The sequence below is a fragment of the Salinibacterium sp. TMP30 genome, from assembly GCF_038397785.1.
GTDB lineage: Bacteria > Actinomycetota > Actinomycetes > Actinomycetales > Microbacteriaceae > Rhodoglobus.
Window position 1 is genome coordinate 2,032,812 of sequence record NZ_CP151642.1, and the last position, 12,720, is coordinate 2,045,531.

The following is a 12,720-nucleotide window of genomic DNA, read 5'->3' on the forward strand; positions in this document are numbered from 1 at the left end:
AGTCTGCGAAGACGGCCAGTACTTTACGAAAACGAACTTACGTGGCCGTCTCGATCAGGTGCCATACCTGATGTGTGAACGCTAAACCTGTCGTGCAATCTGGGCGCAACGACACGCCATGAGAAACCATTGCGTCACAAACTGGGGCCAAAGTTCATGTCGCCGACTATTGGCCAAAACGGCGGTGGCGACGCGCGAAGTCTCGCAGCGCTCGCAAAAAGTCAACCTCACGCAAATCGGGGCCGAGTGCCTCAACAAAGTACAACTCGCTGTGCGCCGTCTGCCACAACATGAAATCACTAATGCGCTGCTCACCCGATGTGCGGATCACGAGATCGGGGTCGGGCTGACCCCTCGTATACAGGTGCTCGCCGATCAGTTCGGGAGTCAATAACTCCGCCAACGCCTCAAGGCTGTGACCCTCATCGCTGTGGTTGCGCACGATATTGCGCATCGCCTCGGCAATTTCGTGGCGGCCACCATAACCAATCGCCAAATTCACGTGGAGCCCAGTGTTCGTGGCTGTTCGATCACGGGCCGCAGTGAGCTGAGCTTTAAGTTGCTCGGGGAGCCCGGCATCCGATCCGACGTGTTGCACACGCCAGTCGCGAAAGTGCGAAAGATCTTCAGCCAAATCGCCGATGATCGTGAACAACTCGCCCAGCTCTTCGGGGGAACGCCCCGTGAGGTTGTCATTGGACAGCAAGTAGAGAGTGGCAACCGAGATGTCGAGGTCGTCACACCAGACCAGAAATTCTCGGTACTTGGCAGCACCGGCACGATGACCGTGCGCTGCCGTTTCGAGGTCTTTCAACTTCGCCCAACGCCTGTTGCCATCAATGATCATGGCGACGTGGCGCGGCAATTGCTGGCCCTCTAGTTGGCGCCGCAACTTCTTCTGGTAGAGACCGTAAAGAAAACCACGACCGAGGGGAAACTTTCGCTGACTCACGGAACTACGTTAGACCACTGCGGTGCGCAGCGAGTGAAAGTGCGCCGGGCGTAAACTGTGCACATGAATTATGACGCCTCAGAAACTGCCGCGCTCGAGGCCGTCGACCAGGAGGATGCTGCAGGTCTCCCCCAGCTCCCTCTCGTCGAGGACGCGATCGCTTTCGACGCCGTAGAGAAGAAGCCAACGTGGCGTGGCTGGATTCACGCCGGCACCTTTCCCGTGGCGATCATCCTTGGCGTAATCCTGCTGGTACTGGCCGAAGGAGTCGCCGCTAAGGTGAGTTCCGCAGTCTTTGTTGCATCGTCGCTCATGCTGTTCGGGATTTCGGCGCTCTACCACCGCTTCAACTGGAGCGAGAAGACGCGAATGCTGCTCAAGCGTTTCGATCACTCGAACATCTTTTTGTTGATCGCTGGCTCATACACGCCCATCACGGTGCTCGCCCTACCGCCAGAGAAGGCAGCCATACTGCTCACGATTGTCTGGACGGGAGCGGCTCTCGGAATCGGGTTCCGCATCTTCTGGGTTGGCGCCCCACGCTGGCTCTACGTTCCCCTCTACATTCTGCTCGGGTGGGGAGCGATGATGTTCATCGTCGACTTCTTCCAAGCCAACTGGATCATGATGACGCTGATCTTGGTCGGCGGACTCTTCTACACCATCGGAGCCGTCATTTATGGCCTCAAGCGCCCCAACCCGATCCCCGGAGTCTTTGGATTCCACGAAATCTTTCACACGCTGACGCTATTGGCGTTCCTATGCCACTGGGCAGGAATCTTCCTTGTGGCGACTAATCCGCCCGTTGTGTAGGAGGACCATCGGTGTCAGGCGCGCGGCTCGTGTCGATACCCTCGACATCGCCACTTCCCTCAATCGCACCATCAGCAAGCGTCTGCTCATTGCGAATGGTTTCTTGAGCGAGCTCCCGGTAACGGACTCGTCGAACGCGGCGATTCATGTCCACGATGATGAGCAGCGTCGCAACCGCGATAAAGAGCGTCGCGACGAAGCCCACAACGCCGGGGGTAACCAAATTAACGTCACCGTTGTACTCCGGGTACAGGCTCGGCTCAGGACTCGGAGTCGCGGTCCAGAGAATCGCGCTGTGGGCGAGCGAAGTGAAAGAAATCAACTGTTGTCCTCTGAAATGTACACCCGATGATTCCATCATCCGAGTTTGCGAATAGCCTTGTAATCACCAGAATACCGTCGCCACAAGGAGCAACGCGTGCCCGAATCATCCACTAGCAACTCAGGCACCGCTAACAGCGCTGACGCCACACCAGTTGAGGGGCCCGCACGCACCGATCTCGACGCACGGTATGGCCGAAGCCCGAAAGCAAAACGCAACAACCGCCTCATTGTCGTGACTGTCGCGATTGGATTCGTTGCCGTGTTCACTGCCTGGCTGGTCTGGGGCGGACTGCTGGAGGCGCCCGCCCAATTCGAAGCCAAAGACACTGGCTTTGACCTCATCGACGATTCCACTGTCACCGTTCGCTGGCAATTCAACGTGCCAGAAAACACGGATGCTCGCTGCGCTGTCCAAGCGCTCAACTCAACATTCGCCATCGTGGGCTGGAAAGTCGTCGACGTTCCCGCCAGCGATCTGCGCAACCGGGCGCTCAGCGAAACAATTCGCACAACGGAACAAGCAGTGTCTGGCTTGATCTACCGGTGCTGGCTCACCTAGGCTGGAGCAAATCATCTCGAAACCGGCCAATAGCGGCCGGTTTCTCTTTTGTATAGGGAGAAGCACAGTGGCTGCACAAGATAACGTCACGTGGTTGACCCAGGAGGCGTTCGATCGTCGCACCGCCGAACTGGAGCAGCTCACGGGTGAAGCACGGTACGAAATTGCCAAAAAAATTGAGGCCGCCCGCGAAGAAGGCGATCTCAAGGAGAACGGTGGCTACCACGCTGCCAAGGAAGAGCAGGGCAAGATTGAGGCCCGCATCCGCGTTCTCACCGAACTACTGCGTCACGCCGTTGTCGGCGATGTGCAAGATGCTGACGGTCTCGTCGAGCCGGGTATCCTCGTCACAGCCAACATCATGGGCGACGAAAACGTCTTCTTGCTCGGAAGCCGCGAAATTGTCGCTGACGACAGCGACCTCGACGTCTACAGCGAGAAGAGCCCGCTCGGCATGGCAATCAACGGTCTCAAGGTGGGCGAATCGACCACGTACACTGCGCCCAACGGCAAAGAGATCACCGTTGAAATCCTGAAAGTAGCAACCTACTCAGGCTAGAAGTCGACCTGAGGGTCAAAGCCTTCGTCCCTGAGCCGTGAGAGCACTGACTCCGCGTGCTCAGGGCCACGGGTTTCAATGTGCAGTTCGAGCTGAACCTGGCTGAACTGCGCTTTGTTGTTGTGTCTGCTGTGCAGCACCTCAACCACGTTCGCATTCGCCTCGGCAATGATGCCGGAGATTCGCGCAAGCTGGCCGGGTCGGTCAGGGAGCGGAATGCGCAAACGCAAGTACCGTTCGGATGCAGAGAGCCCGTGACTGATGATGCGTTCCATGATCATGGGGTCGATATTGCCGCCGCTCAACAGAACAACCGTGTTGCCGCTCGGCGGGATCTTGCCCGAGAGGATGGCGGCTACTCCGACGGCACCCGCCGGCTCCACCACCTGTTTGGCGCGCTCCAGAAGTACCACTAGCGCGTAGGCGGTCTGGTCTTCGGTAACGGTGATGACTTCATCGACGAGATCGCGCACCATGGCGAAGTTCAGTTCGCCAGGCTTGCTGACCGCGATACCGTCAGCGATGGTGGGTGACGTCTTTATTTCTACGATCTCGCCCTTGTCGAGCGAGGGTGGGTAGGCGGCTGCGTTGGCCGCTTGCACGCCAATCACACGAACAGTGCGGCCTTCCTCACGCGCGCGAAGCTTAATCGCTCCAGCAACACCAGAAACGAGTCCGCCGCCCCCAATAGGCACAATGACCGTATCGACGTTAGGTACCTGGTCAAAGACCTCCAACGCCAGGGTGCCTTGGCCGGCAACAATATCGAAGTGGTCGAAGGGGTGGACGAGTACGGCACCGGTCTCTTCAGCGAACCGTGCGGCTGCGCGCAGTGGTTCGTCTACCGTGTTGCCTCGCAAGATGACCTCGGCCCCGTAGTGACGAGTTGCCTGCAGCTTGGGAAGGGGCACACCCACCGGCATGAAAATGGTGGACTTGATGCCCAACTCACGAGCCGCGAACGCGACGCCTTGAGCATGATTGCCTGCCGAAGCTGCGACCACGCCCCGGGCCTTTTCTTCGTCCGTTAGACCAGCAAGTCGATTGTAGGCACCGCGAATCTTGAACGAGCCCGTTCGCTGAAGGTTTTCACACTTCAAGAAAACAGGTGAACCGAGAATCTCCGCGAGAAACCGCGACGTTTGCATGGGCGTTACATCAGCAACTTCCGCGACCCGCTCACGTGCTTTCTCATAATCAGCAAGTGTGGGGCCGGGCATCCGATTATCTACCATCGTCGAGGACATAGCTCAAGGTGGGGCGAGGGTTCGTGCGCCAGTCGCCACTGGCAATGTACTCGGTCATAACATTCACTACGGCCACGAGCGGAACTGCGAACAGGGCCCCCGGAATGCCTGCGATGAAGGAACCCGCGGCTACCGCAAACACGACGGCGAGGGGATGAACTTTCACGGCGGTGCCCATGATGAGTGGCTGAAGAATGTGCCCCTCAAGTTGCTGCACGAGCAAGACAATACCGAGCATGATCACTGCAGGAATCGGGCCCAAGAATACGAGTGCGATAAAGATCGCGAGCGCTCCCGTGATGAGGGCACCAACAACGGGAATAAATGAACCCAAGAAGACGGCAACAGCAATCGGGATGACAAGAGGAAAACCACCGTAGAACAATCCCAAGATCCACGCACCAACGCTGATGCCCACGGCATCTACTGCGGCAACCAAGATCTGCACCTTGACAAATGTGGTGAGTGTGAGCCAACCCGCTTGGCCTGAACCGTCAACCGCGGCACGCGCCCGACGCGGGAAGAGTCGCACGGTCCACGCCCAAATGCGCTTGCCATCGATGAGCACAAAGATGGTGGCGAACACGCTGAGAAGTGCTCCTGCCAACACGTGGCCGGCTGTGGACCCGAAGGAGAGGATGCCCGAAACGAGTGCTTCGCTGTCTCGCTGAATAACATCGGTCAGTTGTGTCAGATAGCCATCGATGTCTTTATCGCTGAGCTGCAGCGGCGAATCGCTCAAGAACGTGCGGAAACTCTCGTAGGCCGCAATTGACTGCTGCTGAAGTGAGGGCAGCCCCAAACGCACCTGGCTGACGACCACGACAATGAGACCAGAGACAATCGCAAAGAATCCGAGCAGGGCAACCGTGACTGCGAGCCACTTGGGCCACTGGTGACGTTCGAGAAAGTGGACCAACGGCACGAGAAGCGCACCAATCAGGGTCGCGATGAGGAACGGGATCACGATGTATTTGAGCGTGATGATCAAATAAACGACTACCGCGAGCAGGCCCAAAATTACGAGCAGTCGCCATGAGTACGCAGCAGCGATCGAGAGCGCTTCGGGCACGGCTGCCGGCTCCGCGGTGTTGGCGCGTGACTGTACCCGGCTGGTTGGTTTTGTACGTCGTCCGAATAGCACGTGCCCATCCTAGTTGTGCTTGCGTGTGCTCCTGCTGCGCGTTACTTTGTGCTCGCGCGCGCAGCTACTTTTTCGGTTTCGGCGGCAGCACACTCACCGGTGCACCCTTCAAACGCACCGACACTGGTTCCCCGGGCAGGGGATGCCGTTCCACCTCATGCTGGATCGCGACGACCGTTCCGTCGCTCAGTCGCACGCGCGTGCGCCGCAACGAGCCGAGGAAGCTTGAGGCAATGACGGTGCCCGCGATGCCGTCCGCTGCGAGAACCATGTCCTCCGGCCGAACCAGCGCGATGACGGGGCCATCGGGCATCGGATCGCCGAGAAGATTGAGGTTGCAGCCGTGCAGCGTGACTGTGCCGTCGATGAGGTTTGCGGGCATCCGGTTGCTGAGGCCAACAAAGTCAGCAACGAAGGCGCTGGTGGGGGTCGCGTAGAGCTCTTCTGGAGTGCCGATCTGCTCGATGCGACCATCTCGCATGACGGCGACGCGATCGGCGACGGCGAGCGCCTCCTCCTGGTCGTGGGTCACGAAGACGGTCGTGATTCCGAGCTCGGTTTGGATGCGGCGGATCTCTTCGCGCAACTGCACCCTAACTTTGGCATCCAGCGCGCTGAGCGGCTCGTCGAGCAGCAGCACTCTTGGCCGCGTGACGAGGGCACGAGCGAGGGCAACGCGTTGCTGTTGTCCGCCGGAAAGTTGGTGGGCGAAGCGGTCGCGGTGCTTCGTGAGACCGACCATGTCGAGTGTTTCGAGGGCGCGCTCACGACGACGAGCGGCCGGGACTTTGCGCATCTTGAGCCCAAATTCCACGTTCTCCAGCACCGTCATGTGCGGGAACAGCGAGTAGGCCTGAAAGACCATCCCGATGTCGCGTTTGTTCGTGGGGGTGTCTGCGACATCCTCGTCATCGATCAGGATGCGCCCGCCGTCGATGCTCTCTAGGCCCGAGATGCTGCGCAGCGCCGTGGTCTTTCCACAACCCGAGGGCCCGAGCAGTGCGACGAGCTCACCGGGGGCAACGCTTAGGTCGATGCTATTGAGCGCTGTGTGTCCAGCGAAGGCTTTCACGACGGCGCTGAGCTGAACGGTCGCTCCGGTAACGAGTGCACTCGTTGCACGACTCTCGGTGAGCGTTGTGGTCATGATTTTCTCCTAGAGGGCGTCGCTGATCCGAGTCGACCAATGATGAGTAGCAATACGAAGGCCAGGGCGAGCGCGAAGAGCGCAAAGATCACCGCAACCCAGGGGTCGGACTGCGAGACCTGCAGCAGCGCGGTCTGAAGGTTGCGACGGTTGAGCAGGCTGGCGATCGTGAACTCGCCAAGCACTACTGCAATGGAGATGAAGGATGCTGCCAGCACTCCCCGACGCAGGTTCGGCAGCAACACGAGCCAGAGCACGGTTATCCAGCCGGCGCCGAGAGTACTGGCCGCTTCGCTGAGGGTCTTCACAGGGATCGCGTCAAGGTTCGACTGGATAGCGCGATACGCGTAGGGCAGCACGGTGATGCCATAGGCGAAAGCGAGAGTCCAGGTTGAGCCACCGAGCACTTGCACGACTACCGAGTAGACCGGGGCGAGGCCCACAACGAGAACGATGGCCGGCACCGTGATGGGGATGATGCAGATGAACTCGAGCGTGCGCTTGAGGCGCGGAAACTGCAGGTGTACGAGCACCATGGTCGGCAGCAGCAGTACGAGCACGATGCCGACGGTGACGGCGGCCAGCACGAGTGAGTTCTCAATCGCTTGGTAGAGGCCACGGTAGGTGCGCGCACTGTCTTCGCTGAAGAGTCCCGTCCAGTGGACGACGGTGTAGCCGCCGGCGAGACCGTCCCGGAACGTGAACTCGATCATCGCGATTACGGGAATCAGGAAGATCGTGCCAATACTGCCGAGGATGATACGACGAGCGAGGGCGCTGGGTTCGGCTCCGATGCGCACGGCATGGTTTGCTGGCTTCGTGCGTGTGCGCGGCGGCTCGACCGGATGCACGGGGGCCGCGACGTTGGCGCTCACTGTTGCCACCGTGAGGTGCGGGACTGCAGCACTGAGTATGCCCACATGACGACGACCATGACCACGATCATCCCGAGCGCGAGTGCACCGGCCATGTTTTCGCGGCCCAGTACGGTCTCGCTGACGAGCGCCGAACGGATCTGCAGCGGAACGATTTGTGACCCCTGGCTGATGAGGGCAGCGGCGGTTGCGAAGGACGAGAACGCGTTGGCAAAGAGCAACAGCAACGATCCCAAGAAGGCGGGGGTGAGCACCGGCGCCGCGATGTGTCGCCAGTAGGCAAAGCGTGTGCCGCCGAGAGTTGCGCTGGCCTCAGCCCACTGCGGTCGCAGCGCGGTGAGTGCAGGTAAGAACGTGATTACCATGAGGGGAACCTGAAAGTAGACGTAGGGCAGGATGAGGCCCGGCACTTGGTAGAGCCAAACACCATCAGCAAAAATGTCGATACCGAAGGTGTCACGCAGGATAACCGTGACGAGTCCCTGAACGCCAATCGTGGCGATGAACGCAAAAGCGAGCATCACGCCACCGAACTGGGCGAGCACGCTTGCCGCTGACTCGATGACGGTTCGCAGCAGTCCGCCGACTCTGGTGCCGAGCATCGCGTAACAAATGATGGCGCCCACGACGGCGCCGATCACGGCGGTGACTCCCGAGAGCCAGAACGAACTACCGAAGGTGGCGAGGATGGTCGGGGTAAATAACCCCGTCACATTATCGAAAGTCAGCGTACCGTCGTCGGAGAAGAAGCCCGTGACGACCGCGAGGATGGTGGGGAGAGCAAGAAAAATGAGAACGTAGGCCGCAAATGGCGTGAGCCCCACATAGGCGAGGCGTCGACGCCGATTCGATGGCTTGGCCGGTGCCACCCGAGGATGGTGCCGAGCGGAGTGCTCGACACCATCCTGTTCGGGCGCTGGCGCAGTTGCTAGCGACACGATGTATTTTGTGAGATGAGCTCTAGCGGAATGGGCGTTAGCCGATTGCCGCAGCCCACTTTTCCGCCAGGATGGTTGCGTTCTTCGCTGCCTGTTCCGGCGTCGGAGTCACAAGTTCACCCTCAAGCGCGCCAAGGGCGTCGAGTGCGTCGGTGTCAACCGTTCCGGCATCCTGCATCGCCTGGATCGTTACGGGGTAAGCGCCCCCGACGATGAACAGGTTTTGCGCTTCGGGGCTGTAGAGGAACTCTTGCCACAGGCGAGCAGCGGCAGGGTGCGGGGCATCCTTGCTGACGGCCTGGTTGTAGAAGCTCGTGTACACCGGACCGGAAAGCGTGGTGACCTTCCAGCCGTCGACCGTTGCTGCAGCAGCGAGGTTGTTGTAGCTCCAGTCGAAAGCAACCTTGGTCTCGCCGGCAGCAATTGTTGCTCCCGTAACGTTGACCGGAATGAAGTTGCCAGCCTTGTTAAGTTCACTGAAGAACTCGATGCCGGGGGTGAAGTCGTCAAGCGTTCCGCCACTCTGGACTGTGGCGAGTCCGAGAGCAGCAAACGCGGCTCCTGCTTGCGTTGGATCACCGTTCAACGCAACGGCACCGCGGTACTCGGGCTTGAGCAGGTCGTCGAGGCTCGTGGGCTCGGGAACCGAGTTGGAGTCATAACCGATTGACATGCTGCCGGTGTAATCGTTAACCCAGAGGCCGGTTGCTTCCTTGTTGCCCTCGGGAATCTCATCCCAGTTGGCTACCATGTAGGGGGCGAAGTAGTCAAGGCTGTCGAGCGCTACAGCTGTTCCGAGGTCGAAGACGTCGGGTGCGGTGTCTTGGCCCTTGAGGTTGTCGGCGGCGGCGATTTCTTCGGCACTCGAGATATCGGGGTCAGCAGAGTTGACGATGATGTCGTACTTCTCTTCAAAGAGAGCTTTGATCTCGCCGTAGTTTGCCCAGTTGTCGGGAAGGGCGATGACGTTGAGCTCTCCCTCAGCCTGCGCGGCCGCAATGAGAGCGTCCATGCCACCGAAGTCTTCAACGGTGGTTGCTACCGATGCGTCGACATCGCCAGCTGTTGCCTCAGGCGTGCTGCAGGCACTGAGAGTGATCGCCGAAGCTGCAACGAGTGCGACAGCGGCGAGAGTGCGCTTAGTGAACAAGAGTTCCTCCAACGATCGTGACGACCGCCCGCGCTGTGAGCGGGCTGAGGGAGCCGAAACGATCCGTTGATGACCGTACTCAGCGGCTTGGTGTGCTCCGTTGCCCACGGGTAAACGATCTATGAACGACACAAACACACTCTCCGCAGGCTTCGCTCGTGCCCGATGTCCTCACTCCTCGGTAGAGTCGGCTTCGTGGTCGACTCACTCTCTGCAGCCCAAGCGCGCCGCGTACTTCTGGCTGCTCAAGGCTTCGGCCGGCCCACCGCGACAGCGGCGAAGCCCGCAGGCACGCGGCAGCTCAACCTGCTGTTTGACCGCATCCGACTGCTTCAGCTCGACTCCGTAAATGTCTATGAGCGCAGCCACTACCAGCCCGTGTTCGCCCGCCTCGGCCACTATGACAAGAGCGGGCTCGACGCTCTCACTTTTGGCCCGGCCACCCCGAGCAGACCGAGTCGCTACATCGAATACTGGGCCCACGAGGCCGCGCTCATTCCGCTCGAATCGTGGCCGCTCTGGCGGTGGAAAATGGATACCCTCCGCCAACATGATGCTGAACGATATGAATGGGTGCGCCACAACCAAGCAATGCTCCAATGGTTGCGCGACGAGCTCGCCAGCACCGGCCCCACCTCGGCTCGCGAGATTGAGCACGACGCCAATCGCCGCACCGGCCCATGGTGGGGCTGGTCAGACGTGAAGCAGGGCTTAGAGATGCTTTTCCGCTGGGGCGAAGTCGTGAGTGCCGGGCGCACGCGCTTCGAACGCCGCTACGCGCTCACCGCGCATGCTATCCCCGCGGAGTTACGCGAGCGTGAGGTCTCTCGCGCCGACGCGCATCGAAGCCTGGTCGCACAGGCCGCGCAAGCTCTAGGAGTCGGTACGGCATCCGATCTGGCTGACTATTTTCGTCTCAAAAGCAGTGACGTGCGGCCCGCTATTGACGAGCTCTCCGACAGCGGCGAGCTTGTGTCCGTGACCGTTGAGGGTTGGAATCAGCCTGCGTGGCTGCACCGGGATGCTCGAATCCCGCGACGCATTCACCACGTCGCGCTGCTCTCCCCCTTTGACCCCGTGGTGTGGGATCGCAAACGGGCCGAACGCATGTTTGGGTTTCATTACCGCATCGAGATTTACACACCAGAGCCCAAGCGTCAGTTTGGCTACTACTCGCTGCCCGTGCTGGTGGATGATGCGCTCGTGGGCCGCATCGACGTCAAGACCGATCGGCAGGCGCGTGTGCTGCGCGTGCAATCGGCCTGGCATGAGGAAGGCCTCGAGGCACGCGCGGGCGGTCTCGGCGGTCTCGGCGGTCTCGCGGAGCGCATCGTGCCGACCCTCCGCGAGATCGCGCAGTGGCAAGGCATGGACCCCATCACGGTTGCTGGTCGCGGAACGCTCTCGCCCGCAATTGAGGCAGAACTACTGCGCTAGCAATCTCCCAGCGACTGCCGTCGATGCCGGCTCGCGCCGCAGCGCTAGTTAGAAGCCGCCGCCGATCTTGCCGAGGCGCGTGATGCGTTCGGCGAGCGGCGGGTGAGTGCTGAACAGGCGATCCATGATGCCCGGCTTGGTGGGGTCAGAGATCCACATGTGGGCCATCGTCGAGTTCTGCTTCTTCATCGGTCGACTGTAATCCGAGAGCTTTTGCAGGGCACTGGCGAGAGCATCCGGATGCCGCGTAGTGAGTGCCCCCGTCGCATCCGCTAGGTATTCACGTTGGCGCGAAATGGATGCCTGCACAGCCGCGGCGACGAGTGGAGAAATGACGAGCGCTGCAAGACCAACGACGATCATGATCGGGTTGGAGTTGTTGTTGTTATTGCCACGGCCACCGAACAGGGTGAATCGCAGCGCAATGTCAGAAATGAAGCCGACCGCGACGACGAGGCCAAACACGATCATCGACACTCGGATGTCATAGTTCTGCACGTGACCCATCTCGTGGGCCATGACGCCCTCAAGTTCGGAATCGTCAAGCAGCTCCAGGATGCCCGTGGTCGCAGCGACTGCGGCGTGCTCAGGGTCGCGCCCGGTGGCAAACGCGTTCGGCGCAGGGTCGTTGACGATGTAGACCTTCGGCATCGGCGTTCCCGTAGTGATCGACAAGTTTTCGACGATCCTGTACAGCCGCGGGTTGTCTGACTTCTGGATCTCGATCGCACCACTCATCGACAACGCTTGGCGCGACGCCGCGAAGTACTGGATCACCGTGAAGATCCCGGCGCCGATGACCGTTCCGATCGTGACCGTCAGCGGATCGCCTCCCATGAGGAAACTCAGCGCAAAGCCGAGAAACCCGATAATGATGACGAACAAGATGATGATAAAAACGGTGTTGCGCTTGTTTTTTGCTATGGCGCGATACATCTAAACTTCCTGGTCACGCTCTCAGTCACGCAGAGAATTAGAACTGAACGCGGGGCGGCTCGGCGATGGATGCCGCATCCGCAACCTCGAAGAAGTCTCGCTCGGTGAAGCCAAGGTTGCGCACGAACAGTGTGTTCGGGAAGACCTTGATCTTGGTGTTGAGCTCGCGCACACCACCGTTATAGAAGCGACGGCTGGCCTGAATCTTGTCTTCAGTGTCAACCAGTTCGCCCTGAAGCTGAAGGAAGTTTTGGCTGGCCTGCAGTTGCGGGTACGCCTCAGCGACAGCAAAAATGCTCTTGAGGGCAGATTGCATGTGGTTCTCCGCGGCAGCCGCATCTACCGGACCCTGCGCGTTGAGCGTTTCAGCACGAGCCTTCGTGACCGCCTCAAAGACGCCCTTCTCGTGAGCCGCATAGCCCTTGACCGCCTCGATAAGGTTCGGCAGCAGATCGGCACGGCGCTTGAGCTGCACCGTAATATCGCTCCACGCCTCATCAACGCGAACGTTGAGAGTAACGAGCGAGTTATAGGTCGACCACAGGTAAATACCCACAATGACGACGAGCAGAACGATGACGCCAATTACGATCAGGAATTCCATGCCTCAACTATAGGACGTACTGCTGTGCCTCCACC

The 12,720-nt window shown here is 59.9% G+C and carries 14 protein-coding genes; 4 read left to right on the forward strand and 10 right to left on the reverse strand.

Annotation, left to right across the window (positions count from 1 at the left end):
* Positions 1–166 precede the first annotated feature (166 nt).
* Positions 167–952, reverse strand: a complete 786-nt coding sequence (locus AADH44_RS09830; protein WP_341952627.1) for an isoprenyl transferase — start codon at positions 950–952, stop codon at positions 167–169.
* Between the two features lie 63 nt (positions 953–1,015).
* On the opposite strand from AADH44_RS09830, the gene AADH44_RS09835 reads away from it, so the two are divergent.
* Positions 1,016–1,765, forward strand: coding sequence for a hemolysin III family protein (locus tag AADH44_RS09835; RefSeq protein ID WP_341952628.1), 750 nt, complete (start codon positions 1,016–1,018; stop codon positions 1,763–1,765).
* On the opposite strand, the gene AADH44_RS09840 is transcribed toward AADH44_RS09835, so the two are convergent.
* The gene (locus AADH44_RS09840; protein ID WP_341952629.1) at positions 1,746–2,087 is read right to left on the reverse strand and encodes a hypothetical protein; all 342 of its coding nucleotides are present in this window, start codon (positions 2,085–2,087) and stop codon (positions 1,746–1,748) included. The genes AADH44_RS09835 and AADH44_RS09840 overlap by 20 nt on opposite strands.
* Before the next feature lie 96 nt (positions 2,088–2,183).
* Here AADH44_RS09840 and AADH44_RS09845 point away from each other — a divergent pair, with 96 nt between their 5' ends.
* Together AADH44_RS09845 and greA are read left to right on the forward strand one after the other, a co-directional pair.
* Positions 2,184–2,648, forward strand: coding sequence for a DUF4307 domain-containing protein (locus tag AADH44_RS09845; RefSeq protein ID WP_341952630.1), 465 nt, complete (start codon positions 2,184–2,186; stop codon positions 2,646–2,648).
* 67 nt (positions 2,649–2,715) lie between these two features.
* Positions 2,716–3,207 (forward strand): transcription elongation factor GreA, encoded by a 492-nt coding sequence (greA, locus tag AADH44_RS09850; RefSeq protein WP_341952631.1) that lies wholly within the window; start codon positions 2,716–2,718, stop codon positions 3,205–3,207.
* On the opposite strand, the gene ilvA is transcribed toward greA, so the two are convergent.
* The 6 genes from ilvA to AADH44_RS09880 form a co-directional block, all read right to left on the reverse strand.
* A complete protein-coding gene (gene ilvA / locus AADH44_RS09855; protein ID WP_341954984.1) occupies positions 3,204–4,442 on the reverse strand; it encodes a threonine ammonia-lyase in 1,239 nt (412 codons plus the stop codon). The two genes, greA and ilvA, sit on opposite strands and share 4 nt — an antisense overlap.
* A complete protein-coding gene (locus tag AADH44_RS09860; RefSeq protein WP_341952632.1) occupies positions 4,432–5,526 on the reverse strand; it encodes an AI-2E family transporter in 1,095 nt (364 codons plus the stop codon). Before AADH44_RS09860 ends, ilvA begins: the two co-directional genes overlap by 11 nt.
* A gap of 136 nt (positions 5,527–5,662) precedes the next feature.
* Positions 5,663–6,745 (reverse strand): ABC transporter ATP-binding protein, encoded by a 1,083-nt coding sequence (locus AADH44_RS09865; RefSeq protein ID WP_341952633.1) that lies wholly within the window; start codon positions 6,743–6,745, stop codon positions 5,663–5,665.
* Positions 6,742–7,620 (reverse strand): ABC transporter permease subunit, encoded by an 879-nt coding sequence (locus tag AADH44_RS09870; RefSeq protein WP_341952634.1) that lies wholly within the window; start codon positions 7,618–7,620, stop codon positions 6,742–6,744. The genes AADH44_RS09865 and AADH44_RS09870 overlap by 4 nt, the downstream gene beginning before the upstream one ends.
* Complete coding sequence (locus AADH44_RS09875; RefSeq protein WP_341954985.1) at positions 7,617–8,489, reverse strand: ABC transporter permease; 873 nt, start codon at positions 8,487–8,489, stop codon at positions 7,617–7,619. Before AADH44_RS09875 ends, AADH44_RS09870 begins: the two co-directional genes overlap by 4 nt.
* Before the next feature lie 106 nt (positions 8,490–8,595).
* Positions 8,596–9,708: an ABC transporter substrate-binding protein gene (locus tag AADH44_RS09880; RefSeq protein ID WP_341952635.1), complete on the reverse strand. Its 1,113-nt coding sequence runs from the start codon at positions 9,706–9,708 to the stop codon at positions 8,596–8,598.
* A gap of 195 nt (positions 9,709–9,903) precedes the next feature.
* Here AADH44_RS09880 and AADH44_RS09885 point away from each other — a divergent pair, with 195 nt between their 5' ends.
* Entirely contained in the window at positions 9,904–11,145 is a 1,242-nt protein-coding gene (locus tag AADH44_RS09885; protein ID WP_341952636.1) for a crosslink repair DNA glycosylase YcaQ family protein, read from the forward strand.
* Between the two features lie 48 nt (positions 11,146–11,193).
* Here the strand turns inward: AADH44_RS09885 and AADH44_RS09890 are convergent, their stop codons facing one another.
* Together AADH44_RS09890 and AADH44_RS09895 are read right to left on the reverse strand one after the other, a co-directional pair.
* Entirely contained in the window at positions 11,194–12,081 is an 888-nt protein-coding gene (locus tag AADH44_RS09890; protein ID WP_341952637.1) for a M48 family metalloprotease, read from the reverse strand.
* A gap of 37 nt (positions 12,082–12,118) precedes the next feature.
* A complete protein-coding gene (locus AADH44_RS09895) occupies positions 12,119–12,685 on the reverse strand; it encodes a LemA family protein (protein WP_341952638.1) in 567 nt (188 codons plus the stop codon).
* Between the last annotated feature and the right edge of the window lie 35 nt (positions 12,686–12,720).